This is a genomic window from Streptomyces sp. NPDC056161 (assembly GCF_042268025.1).
Classification (GTDB): Bacteria; Actinomycetota; Actinomycetes; order Streptomycetales; family Streptomycetaceae; genus Streptomyces.
Genome location: NZ_JBHJUV010000001.1, coordinates 165,564 through 182,610, shown reverse-complemented (window position 1 = coordinate 182,610; position 17,047 = coordinate 165,564). Strand labels below are relative to the sequence as shown.

The following is a 17,047-nucleotide window of genomic DNA, read 5'->3' as shown; positions in this document are numbered from 1 at the left end:
CGCCCACCACCAGGAGTGTTCCGTGTACGACGTCCAGCCCGAGCGGGCGCCCCTCGCCCCGGCCGCCCCGCAGCCCGAGCCCGCACCGGGTGGGCGCCGGGGGAGCGACGCGCTCGTCGACGCGCTGGTCGCCGCGGGCGTCACCACCCTGTTCGGAGTCCCCGGCGACACCGGCGTGGCCCTGTACGACGCCCTGTACCGGCGCACGGACGACATCCGGCACGTCCTGGCCCGCGACGAGCGGCACGCGGCCGCCATGGCCGACGCCTACGCCCGCAGCGGCAACCGGGTGGGCGTCGTGGAGGTGTCCAGCGGCGGCGGCACGACCTACGTGGTGGGCGGACTCGGCGAGGCGTACGCGGCAGGCGTCCCGGTGCTGCTGATCACCTCGGACATCCACTCCGCCAGCCGGGGCACCGGCGCGCTCACCGAGATCGACCAGGTCGCCCTCTTCTCCGCCGTCACCAAGTGGACCCGGGTCGCCGAGCGCGCCGACGACCTGCCGGGACTGGTCGCCGAAGCCCTGCTGGAGGCCGTGTCGGGACGCCCGGCCCCGGTCGCGCTGATCGTCCCCGAGAACGTCCTCGACGAGCCGACCGAGGCCCGGCCCGCGCCGGACGCCGACGCGCCCGCCCTGCCGGCGCGGCGCACGGCCGCCCCCGCGCCGGCCGTAGCCGAGGCGGCCCGACTGCTCTGTGCGGCGCACCGGCCGGCCGTGCTCGCCGGCTCGGGCGTCCATGTCTCCGGCGCCTGGCACAGCCTCGAACAGCTCGCCGACACCCTGGGCGCGGCGGTGGCCACCTCCCTGCACGGACGCGGCGCGGTGCGCGGCGACTTCCCCTGGTCGGTCGGCGTGGTCGGCAACAACGGCGCCCTGCCGGGGGCCAACGCCCTGATGCGGGAGGCCGACGCGGTGCTGCTGGTCGGCACCCGTGCCAACGCCACCGACACCAACAGCTGGACGGGACCCGCCCGGGGCGGTGTCCCCGTCATCCAGATCGACATCGACCCGGCCCGCGCCGGCCGTAACTTCCCCGGAGCGCTCGGCCTGCCCGGCGACGCCGACACCGTCCTGCGCCAACTGCTGGCGGCCGTCACACCCGCCGACGAGGACCGGCGGGCCGAGCGGCTCACCGCCGTACGCGGCGCGGCGAGCGCACCGGCACCCGAGCCCCGCCCGGCGGATGCGCCCCCCTTGCGGGACGGACTGCTGCTGCCCGACGAGGTGGTGCGCGTCGTGTGCGCCGGTCTGCCCGCGGACACCCCCGTCATCGCCGACCCCGGCACCCCCACCCCCAACGTCGCCGTGCACTGGCGGCAGCGGCGGGCCGGCCGCACCGTGGTGATCCCCCGGGGCCACGGCCCCATGGGCTACGCCATCCCCGCGGCCGTCGGAGTCGCCATGGCGCGGCCCGGCACTCCCTTGGTCTCCTTCACCGCCGACGGCAGCTTCGCCATGGCCTGCGGTGAGCTGGAGACGGTGTCCCGCCTCGCGCTGCCGGTGCTGTTCGTGCAGTTCACCAACCACAGCCTGGGCTGGATCAAGATGCTCCAGCACCTCTACACCGGCCGCCGCTACTTCGGCGTCGACCCCGGTACCATCGACGCGGTCGCCGTCGCCGGAGGATGTGGCGTGGAGGCGTACGCGGTCCGTTCCCTCGCCGAACTCGCCGCTCACGTCGCGGACTTCGCGAAGCGGCCGCGGCCGCTGTACCTGGACGTCGAGGTACCCCACATGATCGACTACACGCCGCCGGTGCCCGCCTGGGACCGTGGCCCCTCCGGCGACGCCGAACGCCCCGTGTACTGACGGCACGCGGCGGAGCATGGACCCGGAGCGGCAACAGGACTGAACGGACAGGACGGACCAGTGACGGAACAGCAGCCGGAGGCCTCAGCCGGGAGCGTGGGCAAGGCGTCCGCGCGCCGCCGCTCGGAAGAGGTCTACCGGATCCTGCGCCAGGAGATCGCCGACGGCGTCCTGCGGCCCAACGCGCCGCTCGTGGAGGACGAGATTGCGGCACGCCTCGGTGTCTCACGCACCCCGGTCCGCGAGAGCATGCAGCGGCTCATGGCCGACGGCCTCATCCGCTCGCAGCGGCGCCGCTGGGTCGTGCACGAGTACACCTCGCAGGAGATCAGGCACCTCTACGAGGTCCGGGCCGGTCTCGAAGCCCACGCGGCGCGGCTGGCCGCCCTGCGCGCCACCGTCGAGGAGCGGGCGGAGATCGCCCGCTGGCGGGAGCGGATGACCTCGCCGACCGTGGACTCCCTGTGCGACCGCGCCTCCAGCAACGACGCCTTCCACGACACCATCACCGCGGCCTCGGGCAACCCCCGGCTGCTGGAGATGATCCACGCCAACCGGCTTTTCCACTTCAACAAGCGCATCGCCGCGCTGTACAGCCCCGAGGAGATCGCGGTCTCCTCGGGGCAGCACGGCGACCTCATCACCGCGGTCTGCGACGGCGACGCGGACCGCGCCGGGGAGACCGCCCGCGAGCACACGGAGTACTCCCTTGAGATCATCCTGAAGCGGCTGTTCTGAATCCCCGTCCGGCAGGGTGAGGGAGCGCCGGAACCTCTCGGTACGGCCGCGCAGCACTTCGGCCGCTCCTCGGAACACCTCGGGCAGCACCACGAGAGAGTCATAGCCGGGTGGCGGTGCGGATGAGCTCGGCGAGGGCGAGGGAGCGGCTGTGGGCCGGCCAGGCGATGTGGGTGACGACGGGGGGTGCGTCGGTCAGGGGGACGGCGGTGTGTTCGGCCCACAGCCAGGCGCGGGCGGAGTCGGGGAAGACGGCCAGGGTGCGGCCGAGGGCGATCAGTTGGGCCAGTTGGGTCTGGTCGTGGATCTCGGGGCCCGGTCCGGGTGTGTAGGTGCCGTCACGGGCCCAGCGGGCGAGCGGTAGGCCGGGGACGTCGCTGATGTCGGCCAGGGACAGCGTCCTGCGTGCGGCGAGGGGGTGCGTCGCGGGCAGGATGGCGATCTGCCCCTCGCTCATCAGTTCCTCGCTGTCGAACCCGGCGACGGAGTTGAACGGTGTGTGCATGAGGGCCACGTCGGCGCGGCCGTCGCGCAGCATCTCGCCCTGCTCACAGGTGCCGCTCGGCAGCACCTCGATCTCGGCGGCGTCGGGCTCGGCGGCGTAGGCGTCGAGGAGCTTGTGCAGCAGTTCGTGGGCGGCGGCGGCCTTGACTGCCAGCACCAGGCGCTCGCGGGGGCCGCCCGGACGGTCGGCGCCACCGGCGCGGCGGGTGCGGCGGGCGGCGGCGGTGGTCGCGTCGAGGGCCGCGCGGCCCTCGTGCAGCAGCACCTCTCCGGCGCCGGTCAGGGAGACGCCGCGGCGGTTGCGCGTCAGCAGGGAGACGCCGAGGCGCCGCTCAAGCTGCTGGATCGCCCGGGACAGCGGTGGCTGGGCCATGCCGAGGCGCTCGGCGGCGCGGCCGTAGTGCAGTTCCTCCGCGACGGCGATGAAGTACCTCAGTTCGCGGGTCTCCAAGGTGTCCATGGCCGCAAGCATACGTCGGTGATACCTGCCGGGTATGACAGGGCACTGTTTCGGTGTTGGATGCGCCGCTCGTCGGCGGGCGACCATCGACGGCAGGGCGAAGCGAAGTCCGTGCCGGGGACCGGCGCGGACAAGGGGTGCCGTTGACGAACGGCGCACCACGTGGAAGGCCGCCCTCCGCAAGATCCGGCTCAGCGGGAAAGACACACGAAAGACAGAGGAAAGACACAGGCATGAACACATCCTCCGCGTCACTGCCCGGCGGCACCTGGACCCTGGGCGACCTGACCGTCACCCGCTTCGGCTACGGCGCCATGCAACTCGCCGGCCCCGGGGTCATGGGCCCACCCGCCGACCACGACGGTGCGCTCGCCGTCCTGCGTGAGGCCGTCGCCCTCGGGATCACCCACATCGACACCGCCGGTGCCTACGGACCACGCGTCACCAACCAGCTGATCCGTGAATCGCTGCACCCCTATCCCGCGTCGCTGCACCTCGTGACCAAGGTCGGCGCGGTCCGCGACCAGCAGGGCGGCTGGCCCCCTGCCCGGCAGCCCGAAGACCTGCGCCGCGCCGTCCGCCAGAACCTTGAGGACCTCGGCCTCGACTCGCTCGACGTGGTCAACCTCCGGCTCGGCGACGCCCAGGGTCCCCGGCCCGGCTCGCTCGCCGAGCCCTTCGAGACCCTCGTCGAACTCCAGCAGCAGGGCCTGATCCGGCACCTCGGAGTGAGCAACGTGACGGCGGAACAGGTCGCCGAGGCGCAGACCCTCGCACCGATCGTGTGCGTGCAGAACATGTACAACCTCGCCCACCGCCAGGACGACGAGCTGATCGACGACCTCGCCGACAAGGGCGTCGCCTACGTGCCCTTCTTCCCGCTCGGCGGCTTCACCCCGTTGCAGTCCACGGCGCTGTCCGCCGTGGCCACCCGGCTGGATGCGACGCCGATGTCGGTCGCCCTGGCCTGGCTGCTGCGGCGCTCGCCGAACATCCTGCTCATTCCCGGCACCTCGTCGGTGGCGCACCTGCGCGAGAACGCCGCCGGCGCGGGACTCCCGCTCTGCGACGAGGACCTCGCCGAGTTGGACGAGATCGGCCGCTAGCAGCACGCAGCCCGGCCTCCAGCAGGACCGAGGGGCAGTGGCGGATGATGTGGTGCGGGCCTCATCCCCCGTTCAGCCAGCAGGCGTTGAACGCGCCCCAGGGCGGTGGGGCCGGTCCGCCGGGCCCCCCGCCGCCGCTCCAGCCGCGTGCCGCCGCGATGAGCCGACTCCCCGATCGCGCCCAGCAGGCGGCTTTCCCCATGGGCAAGTAGATGCCTGAGGGGAGGTACGCGGGTGCGCGCCGAGGCGGCGTGGCCGGTCGTGGGGGAGGCGGCCAGGTCACCACCCCGGTGGGGGCGCCGCGGCCCGGCCGCCCCGGTTCCGGCGGCTGCTTGCCGAAGTGTCCGCGAACCTCCCCGGAATTGTGCGTGATCGGTAACGGCCGCATCCGGTGGCCGCCGAACGTCGTCCTGCCAGTTGATCGGAAGGCGACCACGGGTCGGCGAGGAACTGCGGGAGAGCGGGGCGGACATGGCACGGCGGGGCAACAGGCGCGGCTGGTACGGCAAGGCGGTCGGGGCGGCGCTCGGGGTGACGGTGCTGGCCGTCGGCGCCTCGGTGTGGACGGCGCAAGCCGGTGTCTTGGGCAGTTCGTCGCCTCAGGCCGCCGCGTCGGCCTCGCCGAGCAGTGACGTCAGACCAGTGGACGTGACCATCGCGCACGCCTCGGACAAGGGAGCGCGCGGCGTCAACATCACCATCGACGACGGTCCCGACCCCGTGTGGACCCCCCAGGTACTGGACCTGCTGCGGGAGCAGGGGGTGAAGGCCACGTTCTGCATGACGGGGACGCAGGCGCAGGCCCACCCCGACCTCGTGAAGCAGGTGGTCGCGGCAGGTCACCGGCTGTGCGACCACAGCGTGTCGCACGACACCACCATGGACAGCAAGTCCGAGGCGTACCAGTCGCGGGAGATACTCGACGCCGAACGCATGATCACTGAGGCGTCCGGTGGCGTACGGCCCATGTACTACCGGGCGCCCGGCGGGGCCTTCACCCCCTACAGCCGCAAGCTCGCCGCCTCCCGGGGCATGCGCCCGCTGGGCTGGAACGTGGACTCCAAGGACTTCGAGCGGCCGGGCACGGACGCCATCATCGCCACCGTCGAGCAGGAACTGCCCAACGGGCCGACCCTCCTCTTCCACGACGCGGGCGGCGACCGCTCCCAGACCGTCGAGGCCCTGCGCCGGCTCCTCCCCGAACTCAGGGAACAGGGCTACTCCTTCGGCTTCCCCGTGCGCTGAGCCCCCGCCCCGGCCGATCCGCGGTCGACGGCGGCCGATCCGCGTAGACGGCGGCCAGGGCATCGCCGGCAAGGTCGGCCGTGGCGCACCGCGACCGGGCCCGAAGTGGTACTTCCGCTTCATCCGGGCCGGCCTGTGTCGCGTCGGGCCGCGGCGGGCCGGGTCCAGGCATTCAGGTACTCCGGGGCGGCGCGGTCGGTGCGGTGCCTGCCCTGGCGGACGGGGTGGCGGGTCCGCTGGTCCTCTGCATGGCGCGGGCTATGGCGCGTATCTCGCTCAGGACGGTCGCCACGGCCGGTACGTTCGCCATGTCGGGCCACAGCAGGGCGTAGGAACGCCGCAGCGGCCAGCGCCGTAACGGCCGGTACACCAGCCCGGGGGCCACGTGGGCGTCCAGGGACAGCTCGCTCATGAGGCTGATGCCGAGCCCGGCGGACACCAGTGACTGGATGGCGATCACGTCGTCGACGGTCGCCGCGATCCTGGGCTGGAAACCGAGGTTCGTGCAGGCCGCCATGAACCGGTCCCGGAAGCTCTCCATCACCCAGTCCCGGGCGGCGAGTTCCGCGAGGTCGACGGTGTCGCGTCCGGCCAGCGGATCGTCGCCGCGCATCAGCACGTAGCGGCGGTCCGTCATCAGTTCCAGGCGGAGCATGGCGCTCTCGCCCTCGGGCAGGTCCTCGTTCTCCCAGTTGCAGAGCAGACCGAGGTCGGCCTCGCCGGCCCGGAGCATCCGGCGGGCCTCGACCGGCTCCGCCTGGACGACGGTCACCCGTACCTCCGGATGGTGTGCCCGCAGCCGGACCACCAGGCGCGGCAGCAGTTCCACACAACTGCTCTGGAAGGCGACCATCCGTACCAACCCGCCACCCCGTGCCACCACCGAGGAGGTTTCCTGCTCGGCGGCGCGCAGCACGGCGAAGATGCTGTCCGCATGGCGGACGAGGGTCTGGCCCGTCTCGGTCAGTTGCAGCCCCCGCCCGACCCGGGTCACCAGGGGCGCGCCCACGGCCTGCCGGAGTCTGCGCATCTGATAACTGACGGCCGGCTGCGTATAGCCGAGGGATGCCGCGGCGGCCGTGTAGGAACCGGTCCGCGCGACTTCCGCCAGGACTTCCAACTGGTGCACGTCCAACACGCTGGAACTATAAACGACCTTGATGACTTCGAAAAAAGATCCTCGTTGGACACGGTCGGGCAGGTCGTATCGAATAGCCGAAAGTTCGAACGGTGTTCATCCCGCTCTCCGGAGGAGTCCCGTGTGACCAGGACCGCTGAAGCCCCTTCCGCCATTGGCGAGGAAGGCGGCACCCGCCCGCTCGTCGAGATCCGGGGAGTCGACAAGCACTACGGCGACACCCAGGTATTGCACGGCATCGATCTCGAAGTCGCCGCGGGCGAAGTGGTGGTGGTCATCGGCCCATCCGGCTCCGGGAAGTCCACCCTGTGCCGTTGTGTGAACCGGCTGGAGAGCACGACGTCGGGGACGATCAGCATCGACGGCGTACCCCTGCCGGCCGAGGGCCGGGCTCTCGCCCGGCTCCGGGCGGACGCGGGCATGGTGTTCCAGTCCTTCAACCTCTTCGGGCATCTCACCGTCCTGCAGAACCTCATGCTGGCGCCCGTCAAGGTCCGCGGCATGGACAAGGCCGCCGCCAGGAACCGCGCCCACGAGCTGCTGGCCCGGGTCGGACTCGCCGACAAGGGCGACGCGTACCCCGCGCAGTTGTCCGGTGGCCAGCAGCAGCGCGTGGCCATCGCCCGCGCCCTGGCCATGGACCCCAAGGTGCTGCTCTGCGACGAGCCGACCTCGGCCCTGGACCCCGAGATGATCCAGGAGGTTCTCCAGGTCCTGGCCGAACTGGCCATGGAGGGTATGACCATGATCGTCGTCACCCACGAGATGGGATTCGCCCAGCAGGCCGCGGACCGCGTCGTGTTCATGGACGAGGGCCGGATTCTGGAGATCGCACCGCCTTCAGAATTCTTCACAAACCCGAAACATGAGCGCGCCGCCGAATTCCTCTCGAAAGTCCTGCGTCACTGACCACTGCCCGGCGGCGCCCCTCGCGCCGCATTCCGCAGAGCGCGCGCCGCAACTCTTCAGGGCGCGCCGCACCCCCGGGCGTCGGCCCCTCCGATGTCCACCGCCCGGGGCTTCCCGAGACCGCCGCCGCTTCGCAGCCGCCCCTCCCCCCTGGGCCGAAGCGGCGGCCCCCTCCGTACGCACCGGACTGCCGTACAGCCGTCCGGCTCCCCAGCACCCCACCGCAACTGTCCATCCCCGCCAGAGGAATCCTTCATGAACGTCACCGGATCCGAGTCCCGTTCCCTCGGAAGGAGTGCGGCGGCGGCCGTCGCGCTCGTCGCGGCGTGCACGCTCCTCACCGCGTGTTCCGGCTCCTCGTCCGCCACGGCGAAGGTTCCCGGCGCCCCCGCAGCCAAGGGGGGCGGAGACGCGGCGAGCAAGGCCATCGACCAGCTCGTCGCGGCCGAGAAGCAGGCCGACCCCTCGCTGATGCCCGCCGGCTCCACGGCCCGCGCGATCCAGGAACGCGGCACGCTGAACGTCGGGGCCACCCAGACGGCCGCCCTCTTCTCCCTGCTCGATCCCACGACCGGCAAGGTGGAGGGCTTTGACGCCGCCCTGTGGCAGTTGCTCGCCAAGTACATCATCGGCAAGCCCGAGGCGAAGCTGACCAACGTCACCAGCGCCACCCGCGAGGCGCTGCTGAAGAACCACTCCGTGGACGCCGTCTTCGCGACCTACACCATCACACCGGAGCGGTCGAAGGTCGTCGGCTTCGCGGGCCCGTACTACTCGGACGGCCTCGCCCTCGAAGTGAAGAAGGACAACGACTCCATACGGTCGCTGAAGGACCTCGACGGCAAGGTCGTCGTCACCGAGTCCGGTTCGACCGCCTCCACGGTCATCAAGAAGGAGGCACCCAAGGCGAAGATCCAGCTGTTCGACACCAACACCGAGTGCCTCCAGGCGCTCCAGCAGGGCCGTGCCGACGCGTACATCCTCGACCAGGGGATCCTGGCCGGTAACGCCAGCACCAACTCCGACGTCAAGGTCCTCGCCGGCACCTACAGTTCGGAGCCCTACGGCATCGGCCTGCCGATCGACAAGCCCGACTTCAAGAAGTTCGTCAACGACTGGCTGAAGAAGATCGAGGCCGACGGCACCTGGGCCAAGCTCTGGAAGAACACCCTCGGTACGCAGGTGCCCGGCCCCGTGCCGACGCCGCCGAAGATCGGCTGACCCGGCATGGACGTCATCACGTCCCATCTGGACGTCTTCGGCGGCGGCCTGCTGGTCTCCCTGGAGCTCAGCGCCTGCACCTTCGTGCTGGCGGGATTCCTCGGTCTCGTCCTGGCGGTGTTCCGGATCAGCCCGGTGCGGCCGTTGCGCCTCTTCGCCCGGCTGTACGTGTCCTCGGTGCGCAGTGTGCCGCTGCTCGTACTGCTGACGCTGTTCGTCTTCGGGCTACCGGAGATCGGACTGGTGTACTCGCTGTTCTGGACCGCGGTGACGGCCATGAGCCTGTACTGGGCGGCCTTCTTCTGCGAGACCGTCCGCGCGGGTGTGCGCGCCGTGCCGGTCGGACAGATCGAGGCCGCCCGAGCCCTGGGCTTCACGTTCGGCCAGGTCCTGCGCCTGGTGGTGATGCCCCAGGGACTGCGGTCCATCGTCCAGCCGCTGGCGTCGCTGCTGATCGCCGTACTGCTCAACTCGTCGCTCGCGGCGGCCGTAGGCGTGACGCAGGAACTGACCGGACAGACCCAGCTGCTCGACCAGCAGTACGCGCAGCCGCTGATCACCTTCGGCGCGGCAGCCCTCTGCTACGTGGTCTTCACCCTCGCCATCGGCCGCTTCGCCGCCCTCCTCGAACGCAGGCTGGTGGTGCTGCGATGACCTCACCCGTGCAGGCACCTCCCCCTCCGGCGTCCGTCGCTCCGGCCGCCTCCGCACCGCTCCAGAAGGCACCCGCCGGGCGGCGCCTGACCGCTCTGTGGGACCGGCTGGACGACGACGACACCCAACTCTTCGACGTGCCAGGACCGCGCGGGCGGCGTCGGATCGTCGTCGCCACCGTGGTGTCGCTGCTGGTCATCGCCGGGTTCGTCGCGGCCGCGGTGCATCAGTTCGCGGCGCGCGGCCAGCTGGACGCGGCGAAATGGCAGCTGTTCGGGCAATGGCCCGTCCTGAAGTACCTGCTGACCGGGCTGTGGGCGACCGTCGAGGTCACCCTCGTCAGCGGCGCGATCGCACTGCCGCTGGGCGCGCTGCTGGCGCTGGCCCGGCTCGCCCGGACGCCTCTGCTGCGGATCCCCGCCACGGTGTACGTCGAGGTCCTGCGGGCCGTACCACTGCTGCTGCTGGTGTACGCCTTCCTGTTCGGCCTGCCCGGCACGGGTGTCCGGATGTCGCTGTTCTGGATGCTGGTGTGGCCGATCGTCATCACCAACTCGGCCGTGTTCGCCGAGATCTTCCGGGCCGGTGTCCGGGCCGTCCCCAAGGGGCAGAGCGAGGCCGGTGCCGCCCTCGGGTTCGGGCACTGGTCCACCATGCGGCTGATCGTGCTGCCGCAGGCCATCAGGCAGACCGCACCCGCGCTGGTCAGCCAACTGGTCCGGCTGCTGAAGGACAGCACTCTCGGGTACGTCGTCAGCTTCCCCGAACTGCTCCAGTCGGCCAAGGTGCTCGGCGAGTTCAACCACACCGTCATCCAGAGTTTCCTCGTGGTGGCGCTCGTCTTCGTCATCGTCAATGTCGCCCTGGCGTTCTCGGCGAGCCGCTTGGAGCGATGGCTGGGCGGCGGTAGCGGCCGCCCGAACGGCACCCGCGGGGCACGCGCCGCCTGACGCGGCCCGGCGGTCACATGTCGGCCGGGCCGAGACGTGCCGTGGACCTCCGTACGACCACTGCGTACGGACCGTCCGCGGGCCGTTCGGCCCCCTCGCCCCGGACCCGCCGCCACGGGTCCGGGAGCCGCCCCGCTCGGACACCCCCGACCGAGCGGGGCGGCCACCACCAGCCACCCGGATGGCAGGTCCGTCGCCGCCTCCCCCGTGCCGACCTGACCAGTCATCCGATCGGTGCCCTTCCGACCCGTCCAAGGCGCGCCCGATCCACCTGATCCGCCCGATCTGCCAGATCCGCGCGATTCACGGTGTTTCCGGCGTTCTTGGCCGGGCGCCACCCCCGACCGAGAGAGAAGAGAGCGCATGTGTCGACTTCTGGGTGTCGTCGCCAGACAACCGCAGCCGATCGGCGGCCTGCTGGCCGACGATCTCGACCCGTTCCTCGCCCTGGCCTGTGAGCACCGGGACGGATGGGGGCTGGGGCTGCGTTCCGGCGACGGCACCGTGCGGAGTGTGAAGGACCCCGAGCGCGGAGACACCAGTGACCGGCTGCGCGCGCTTCTCGACGCCTGCACCGCCGACATGGCCCTGCTGCACCTGCGGATGGCCAGCCAGAACTTTCCCGTCTCGCCCGCCAACACCCACCCGTTCGGTGACAGTTCCGTCGCGTTCGCGCACAACGGCGACTTCGTGCCCTCCACCGCGCTCGACGGGGTGATCGGGCCCGAACTGCTCGCGACGGCCGAGGGGGACACCGACAGCGAACGCTTCTATCTCGCCGTACGCCGCCGCATGGACGAAGGGATCGATCCGGTCAAGGCCGTCCTGCAGACCGCCGGCGACATCCGCACGAGAGCCGATCGCTTCGTCAGCCTGAACTGCCTGCTGCTGACGCCTGACGCGCTGTTCGCCTACACCGAGCACGATCCCGACTCCGAGGTCATCGGCCGTCGCGGTCCGGGCTACTTCGGTATCCACTACCGCCAGACCCCGGACGCGGTCGTCGTCGCCTCCACCGGCTGGCCGCACCCCGCCCCTGAGTGGAGTGTCCTGCCCGAACGCCATGTGCTGGAGATCAGGCCGGGCAGCCTCGACCTCACCGTGTACAGCGGTTGAGCCGCGCGCTGCTTCCGGACGGGGACGGCTTTCGGACTGCTTCCGCAGGGCTTCCGGCCCGCTGCCGTCGCCCGCAGCGTCGGCGCCCGCAGCGCCGTCGCCCGTGCCGCCCTCGCCCGTACCGCCCGCACCGCCCTCACGACGGCCGCAGCCGCTGTGCACATAGCTGACGCCAGGTCCGGCCGTCCGCCGTGTTCGGGTTCGCGTCCGCGTCAGTGTTCGTGGGACGTGGGACGTGGTCTGATCTCATCCTGATCGTGGTGCGGCCCGGCTCAATGCGCGCGGAAGGGCCGGAAGAACGCGCGGAGTTCTTCCGCGTAGCGTTCCGGCTGCTCGAACGGGGCGAAGTGACCGCCGTGTTCGGGCTCGCTCAGGTAGGCGAGGTTCGTCGTCCGCTCCAGCCACGCCCGCGGAGGGCGGACGATGTCGCCGCGGAAGAGGGAGAAACCTGACGGCACCTCGACTCGCCGGGCGAGTTGTGCGGGGTCGATCGCGGCGTTCGCGTGGTACATACGCATGGACGAGCCGATGGTGCCCGTCAGCCAGTAGACGGTGACGTTGGTGAGGATCTCGTCCTTCGTGTAGACGCGCTCGATGTCGCCGTCGCAATCGCTCCAGGCCCGGAGCTTCTCGACGATCCACGCGGCGAGCGCGACCGGCGAGTCGGTGAGCCCGAACGCGGCGGTCTGCGGCTTCGTGCGGTGCATCGCCCCGTACGCGCCTTCGCTCGCACCCCAGGCTGCGGCCTCCTCGAACCAGGCCCGTTCCTCGGGTGTCAGCTCCGCCGGATCGCCACGGAAGACGGGCAGGCCGCCGTCCATGCGGTGGACCGCCATGACCCGCTCGGGGTGGTCGAGGGCGAGGTAGCGGCTGACGTGGCTGCCGATGTCACCGCCAGCCGTGCCGAACCGTTCGTAGCCGAGCGTGGTCATCAACTCGGCCCACAGTCCGGCCACGTCGCGGGAGTCGAGCACTTCACCGGTGGGGCGGTCGGAGTAGCCGTAGCCCGGCATGTCGGGAACGATCACATCGAAGGCGTCGGCCGGGTCCCCACCGTGTGCGCCCGGGTCGGTCAGCAGCGGGATGACCTTCGCATACCGCCAGAACGAGTCCGGCCAGCCGTGGCACAGCACCAGCGGCAGCGCGGCGCCGGCCGATGCCGTGGCCCGCGCGTGCACGAAGTGGATTCCGAGACCACCTGCGCGCACCCGGAACCGGGGCAGCCGCGCGAGCTTCGCCTCCTGGGCCGGCCAGTCGAACTCTTCCGCCCAGTAGGTCACCAGTTCGCGCAGATAGTCGAGGTCCGTACCGAGGGACCAGCCCGCGTGCGCGGGTGCGTCCGGCCAGCGGGTCGCGCGCAGGCGGGCTCGCAGATCGTGCAGGGCGGCGGGATCCGCCGTCGGCGTGAAGGGCTCGGGTCCGGGCGTGAAGGCATCAGGGGCGTGCGTCATAGGACTCATTCTCACTCTGGTGCGGTCGTCTTGCCGTGCCGGGCCCGCCGGTGCGGGTGCGGCCGGCGGTGAGCCGCCGGCGGGCGACCATCATGACGCCGCCGGCGGACACCTCGCGCTCGACACGCACCCCTCCGGTCCGGGGAGGAAGCTCCCCGGTGACGCCTCGGGCGCCGCGCTGCCCGGCACGCCGCTCGGCATCGGCCGGTGTGAGACACGTCATGGACAGCCAGGGGAACTCCTCGATCACCGGGTCCGACTACGTGGACGAACCGGCCTGACGGCGCAGGAGCCGAACCGGGGTCCGGTTCGGCTGAGAGGCGTCAGGAGGCCGGTGATGGAAGAACCCGAGCAGTCGTCCCCGGGGGCGGGTGCGGTGCCGCGCAGGCTGGTGCCGCCGCCCGCCCTCTGGGGGTTCCTGTTGTTGCTCGCCCTGGTCTTCGCCGTGTCGTACGCCGTCGGAGCCGCGGCCGGGCCGGTCGCGCCCGGCATGCACCGCTCCGGGACGACCGGGGGCGGCGGGCAGGGCGAACTCGGCGGCGGATCGAACACCGGTGGCATGGGCGGGATGGGCATGGGCGAGGGGAGCGGAGGCCGATGAACGCGGAAGGGGTGGCGGCACCCACGGAGGACGCGCCCGTCCTCGTCGTCACGGAGCTGACCGTCGGCGGGATGACCTGCGCGGCCTGTGTACGGCGGGTCGAGAAGAAACTGGCGAAGGTGGAGGGTGTGACCGCGACGGTCAACCTCGCCACCGGGCGGGCCCGGGTCAGCCATCCGGCGCGGGTCGGTCCGCAGGAGTTGGTGACCGCGGTCGAGCAGGCCGGGTACACGGCCACGCTCCCGCAGCCGCCCGCGCGGGGCGAGACCCCCGGGGACGAGGAGGACGGAACCGAGGCCGCGCGGCAGGAGCGCGGACGCCTGCTGGGCACCGCGCTGCCGGCGGTCCCGGTGCTCGTGCTGTCGATGGTGCCGGCCTGGCAGTTCCGCGACTGGCAGTGGCTGTGCTTCGTACTCACGGCACCCGTGGCGGTGTGGAGTGCCTGGCCCTTCCACTCCCGGGCGCTGCGCGGGCTGCGGCACTCCGCCGCGACGATGGACACGCTGGTCTCGCTCGGTGTCGTCGCCGCCTTCTCCTGGTCGGCGTACGCGCTGTTCCTCGGTGGCGCGGGCACGCCGGGCATGACGATGCCGTTCACGCTCCTGCCCGGGGCGTCGGACGGCACGGCGGACGTCTACCTCGAAGCGGTCGTCGGCGTCCCGCTGTTCGTACTGGCCGGACGGTACCTGGAGGCGCGGGCCCGGCACGGCACCGGTGCCGCGCTGCGTTCGCTCGCCCGGCTGGCCGTCAAGGAAGCAGCGGTACGGGACGGCGACGGCACCGAACGGCGCGTACGCGTCGCGGAGTTGGCCGTCGGACAGGTCTTCGTCGTCCGGCCCGGTGAGCGGGTGGCCACCGACGGGGAGGTGGTCGAGGGCTCCTCCGCCGTCGACCTGTCGCTGGTCACGGGGGAGAGCGAACCGGTCGAGGTGCAGCCCGGCACGGCGGTGGTCGGAGGCGCCGTCAACGTCGGTGGGATGCTGCTCGTCCGTGCCACGGCCGTCGGCGCGGACACCCGGCTCGCGCACATCACCAGGATGGTGACGGAGGCCCAGGCGGGCAAGGCGAGGGCGCAGCGACTGGCGGACACGGTCGCGGGTGTGTTCGTACCGGTCGTACTGGCCCTGGCGGTGACCGTCCTCGGGTTCTGGCTCGGAGCCGGGGCCGATCCGCAGCAGGCGGTCACCGCGTGCGTGGCCGTCCTGGTCGTGGCCTGTCCCTGCGCCCTGGGCCTGGCGACACCGACCGCGCTGATGGCGGCCACCGGACGTGGTGCCCAACTGGGCGTGCTGGTCAAGGGGCCGCAGGCCCTGGAGGGACTCCAGCACCTCGACGTCGTGGTGCTGGACAAGACCGGCACCCTCACTTCGGGCCGGATGAGCGTCGCCCGCGTCACCACGGTCACCGGCGGTCCGGGCCGGGACGAGATACTGCGGCTGGCCGGGGCGGTGGAACAGGGCTCCGAACACCCGCTGGGCCGGGCGATCGTCGCGTACGCGAACCGAGCCCTGCCCGGGGTGCGGCTGCCGTCCGTGCGCGAGTTCGCCGCGACGGCGGGCCGGGGAGTCGGCGGACGGGTCGAGGCCCGGCTGGTGGAAGTCGTCTCCCCGGGCGACGAGTTGCCCGCCGGCCTGGCCGACGCGCTGTCGGCGGCGGAGGCCGCCGCGCACACCCCCGTCCTGGTCCGCGTGGACGGCGCGGCGGCGGCCCTGATCGAGGTCGGGGACGTCGTACGGCCCGGCAGCTACCGCGCCGTGGACCGGTTGCGGCGCGCAGGCGTACGCCCCGTGCTCGCCACCGGCGACCGGGAGGCGCCCGCCCGAGCCGTCGCGTCCGCCCTCGGCATCGAGGACGTGCACGCCCGCTGCACCCCCGAGGACAAGGCCGACCTGGTACGGGACCTTCGCGCGCAGGGCTACCGGGTCGCCGTCGTCGGTGACGGCGTCAACGACGCCGCCGCGCTGGCCGGGGCCGACCTGGGCATCGCCATGGGCGGCGGAACGGACGCCGCGATCGGCGCCGCCGACGTGACCCTCGTCCGCGGGGACATCGAGGCACTGGCGGACGCCGTACGGCTCGCCCGGCGCAGCCTCGGCACCATCCGCGCCAATCTCCTGTGGGCCTTCGGCTACAACGTGGTGACCGTGCCGCTCGCCCTGGTGGGCCTGCTCAACCCGATGGTCGCGGCCGCCGCCATGTCGGTCAGCTCACTGCTCGTGGTCGGCAACAGCCTGCGGCTGCGCACCTGGCAGCCGTCGCCCGCGGGCCGCCGCACCCCGACGACGGCGCGGAACGGAGCCCGGTGAACCTCTTCGTCCGGCGGCCCGCCAGGCGCCGCGTCACCGACACCCTGCTCGCCGCCCTCGTCCCCGTCGCCGCGTGCGGTGTCGCCCTCGGCGGCCTGACCATCTGGGTCCGCACCGGCAACGCGGGCAGCCCACCACGCATAGCGGTCACGGACGGGCGTGTCTGGCTCCCCTTCGGCAACTCCCGGGACACCTCCGCGTACTTCCGCATCACCAACTCCGGCGGTGCGGACGACCGGCTGCTGAAGGTGACCTCCTCCGTGGTCGCCGGCGCCCCGGTGCTCAGCCGCCACCGCATGCTCGACGGCAACTCGGCCACCGGGCAGCAGATCCCGTCGGCGGTCACCCCGGCCGGGGGCACGCTGGCCATGTCCCCGGACAGCCTCGACGTGACGGTCCGGGCGCGGTCGGCCTGGCGGCCCGGGGACCTCCTGCCGTTCACCCTGCACTTCGAGCACGCGGGAGCCGTCGAGGTGCAGGCGGTGGTGCAACGGCCCGGCACGGACGGCTCGTGACGGACGGTTCGTGGCGGACGGTTCGTGACAGGCGGTTCGTGGCGGACGGTTCGTGACAGGCGGTTCGTGGCGGATGGATCGTGACAGGCGGCTCGTGACGGGCGGTTCGTGACGGACAGTGTCGCCGGGCCCCGGCGGCAGCGCGCGGGGTCCGGCCGTTCCGGCGAGTTCCAGGTGATCTCCCGGCCGGGAACTCGCCGCGCGCCGCGGCCGGGTGACCATCGCGCCGGCCGCGCCGCGTCGGGCGTCGGGAACGCACCTTTCTGTACGAGTTCTGTTTGCCCGTCGTACGCCTTCTCTGTGTCTGATGACGGGCGGTCGTG

15 protein-coding genes are annotated in these 17,047 nt (G+C 72.1%); 12 read left to right on the top strand and 3 right to left on the bottom strand.

Annotated features, from left to right (window positions below; translation table 11 throughout):
* Positions 1-22 precede the first annotated feature (22 nt).
* Both ACFC09_RS00820 and ACFC09_RS00815 read left to right on the top strand, forming a co-directional pair.
* Positions 23-1,810, top strand: coding sequence for a thiamine pyrophosphate-binding protein (locus tag ACFC09_RS00820; protein ID WP_376522387.1), 1,788 nt, complete (start codon positions 23-25; stop codon positions 1,808-1,810).
* A 60-nt stretch (positions 1,811-1,870) separates the two neighbouring features.
* Positions 1,871-2,548: a GntR family transcriptional regulator gene (locus ACFC09_RS00815; RefSeq protein ID WP_376522385.1), complete on the top strand. Its 678-nt coding sequence runs from the start codon at positions 1,871-1,873 to the stop codon at positions 2,546-2,548.
* 100 nt (positions 2,549-2,648) lie between these two features.
* On the opposite strand, the gene ACFC09_RS00810 is transcribed toward ACFC09_RS00815, so the two are convergent.
* Positions 2,649-3,512 (bottom strand): LysR family transcriptional regulator, encoded by an 864-nt coding sequence (locus ACFC09_RS00810; protein ID WP_376522382.1) that lies wholly within the window; start codon positions 3,510-3,512, stop codon positions 2,649-2,651.
* Positions 3,513-3,745: 233 nt separating this feature from the next.
* Between ACFC09_RS00810 and ACFC09_RS00805 the strand changes: the two genes are divergently transcribed.
* Both ACFC09_RS00805 and ACFC09_RS00800 read left to right on the top strand, forming a co-directional pair.
* Complete coding sequence (locus ACFC09_RS00805) at positions 3,746-4,618, top strand: aldo/keto reductase family oxidoreductase (protein WP_376522379.1); 873 nt, start codon at positions 3,746-3,748, stop codon at positions 4,616-4,618.
* A gap of 471 nt (positions 4,619-5,089) precedes the next feature.
* Positions 5,090-5,863 carry a polysaccharide deacetylase family protein gene (locus ACFC09_RS00800; protein ID WP_376522814.1) on the top strand — a complete coding sequence of 258 codons (774 nt, stop codon included), beginning with the start codon at positions 5,090-5,092 and terminating at the stop codon, positions 5,861-5,863.
* A 172-nt stretch (positions 5,864-6,035) separates the two neighbouring features.
* On the opposite strand, the gene ACFC09_RS00795 is transcribed toward ACFC09_RS00800, so the two are convergent.
* Entirely contained in the window at positions 6,036-7,001 is a 966-nt protein-coding gene (locus ACFC09_RS00795) for a LysR family transcriptional regulator (protein WP_376522376.1), read from the bottom strand.
* Positions 7,002-7,124: 123 nt separating this feature from the next.
* On the opposite strand from ACFC09_RS00795, the gene ACFC09_RS00790 reads away from it, so the two are divergent.
* The 5 genes from ACFC09_RS00790 (at position 7,125) to ACFC09_RS00770 (ending at position 11,851) form a co-directional block, all read left to right on the top strand.
* Positions 7,125-7,910 (top strand): amino acid ABC transporter ATP-binding protein, encoded by a 786-nt coding sequence (locus tag ACFC09_RS00790; protein ID WP_376522373.1) that lies wholly within the window; start codon positions 7,125-7,127, stop codon positions 7,908-7,910.
* A 255-nt stretch (positions 7,911-8,165) separates the two neighbouring features.
* The gene (locus ACFC09_RS00785; protein WP_376522370.1) at positions 8,166-9,131 is read left to right on the top strand and encodes a glutamate ABC transporter substrate-binding protein; all 966 of its coding nucleotides are present in this window, start codon (positions 8,166-8,168) and stop codon (positions 9,129-9,131) included.
* A gap of 6 nt (positions 9,132-9,137) precedes the next feature.
* On the top strand, positions 9,138-9,785 hold the full coding sequence (locus ACFC09_RS00780; protein ID WP_376522368.1) for an amino acid ABC transporter permease: 648 nt from the start codon (positions 9,138-9,140) through the stop codon (positions 9,783-9,785).
* Complete coding sequence (locus tag ACFC09_RS00775) at positions 9,782-10,735, top strand: amino acid ABC transporter permease (RefSeq protein WP_376522365.1); 954 nt, start codon at positions 9,782-9,784, stop codon at positions 10,733-10,735. The genes ACFC09_RS00780 and ACFC09_RS00775 overlap by 4 nt, the downstream gene beginning before the upstream one ends.
* Positions 10,736-11,098: 363 nt before the next feature.
* Positions 11,099-11,851: a class II glutamine amidotransferase gene (locus tag ACFC09_RS00770; protein WP_376522364.1), complete on the top strand. Its 753-nt coding sequence runs from the start codon at positions 11,099-11,101 to the stop codon at positions 11,849-11,851.
* A 272-nt stretch (positions 11,852-12,123) separates the two neighbouring features.
* On the opposite strand, the gene ACFC09_RS00765 is transcribed toward ACFC09_RS00770, so the two are convergent.
* On the bottom strand, positions 12,124-13,302 hold the full coding sequence (locus tag ACFC09_RS00765; protein ID WP_376522361.1) for an epoxide hydrolase family protein: 1,179 nt from the start codon (positions 13,300-13,302) through the stop codon (positions 12,124-12,126).
* A gap of 337 nt (positions 13,303-13,639) precedes the next feature.
* On the opposite strand from ACFC09_RS00765, the gene ACFC09_RS00760 reads away from it, so the two are divergent.
* From ACFC09_RS00760 to ACFC09_RS00750, 3 genes are read left to right on the top strand one after another with little or no spacing between them, the layout of a single operon-like run.
* Complete coding sequence (locus tag ACFC09_RS00760) at positions 13,640-13,903, top strand: hypothetical protein (RefSeq protein ID WP_376522359.1); 264 nt, start codon at positions 13,640-13,642, stop codon at positions 13,901-13,903.
* Positions 13,900-16,209 carry a heavy metal translocating P-type ATPase gene (locus ACFC09_RS00755; RefSeq protein ID WP_376522356.1) on the top strand — a complete coding sequence of 770 codons (2,310 nt, stop codon included), beginning with the start codon at positions 13,900-13,902 and terminating at the stop codon, positions 16,207-16,209. Before ACFC09_RS00760 ends, ACFC09_RS00755 begins: the two co-directional genes overlap by 4 nt.
* Positions 16,206-16,724, top strand: coding sequence for a copper chaperone PCu(A)C (locus ACFC09_RS00750; RefSeq protein ID WP_376522354.1), 519 nt, complete (start codon positions 16,206-16,208; stop codon positions 16,722-16,724). The genes ACFC09_RS00755 and ACFC09_RS00750 overlap by 4 nt, the downstream gene beginning before the upstream one ends.
* Positions 16,725-17,047: the final 323 nt, after the last annotated feature.

Coding starts and splice junctions, on each gene's coding strand:
- ACFC09_RS00765 (WP_376522361.1), bottom strand. CDS start 13,302: ATGACGCACGCCCCTGATGCCTTCACGCCCGGACCCGAGCCCTTCACG.
- ACFC09_RS00770 (WP_376522364.1), top strand. CDS start 11,099: ATGTGTCGACTTCTGGGTGTCGTCGCCAGACAACCGCAGCCGATCGGC.
- ACFC09_RS00775 (WP_376522365.1), top strand. CDS start 9,782: ATGACCTCACCCGTGCAGGCACCTCCCCCTCCGGCGTCCGTCGCTCCG.
- ACFC09_RS00785 (WP_376522370.1), top strand. CDS start 8,166: ATGAACGTCACCGGATCCGAGTCCCGTTCCCTCGGAAGGAGTGCGGCG.
- ACFC09_RS00760 (WP_376522359.1), top strand. CDS start 13,640: ATGGAAGAACCCGAGCAGTCGTCCCCGGGGGCGGGTGCGGTGCCGCGC.
- ACFC09_RS00800 (WP_376522814.1), top strand. CDS start 5,090: ATGGCACGGCGGGGCAACAGGCGCGGCTGGTACGGCAAGGCGGTCGGG.
- ACFC09_RS00780 (WP_376522368.1), top strand. CDS start 9,138: ATGGACGTCATCACGTCCCATCTGGACGTCTTCGGCGGCGGCCTGCTG.
- ACFC09_RS00755 (WP_376522356.1), top strand. CDS start 13,900: ATGAACGCGGAAGGGGTGGCGGCACCCACGGAGGACGCGCCCGTCCTC.
- ACFC09_RS00805 (WP_376522379.1), top strand. CDS start 3,746: ATGAACACATCCTCCGCGTCACTGCCCGGCGGCACCTGGACCCTGGGC.
- ACFC09_RS00810 (WP_376522382.1), bottom strand. CDS start 3,512: ATGGACACCTTGGAGACCCGCGAACTGAGGTACTTCATCGCCGTCGCG.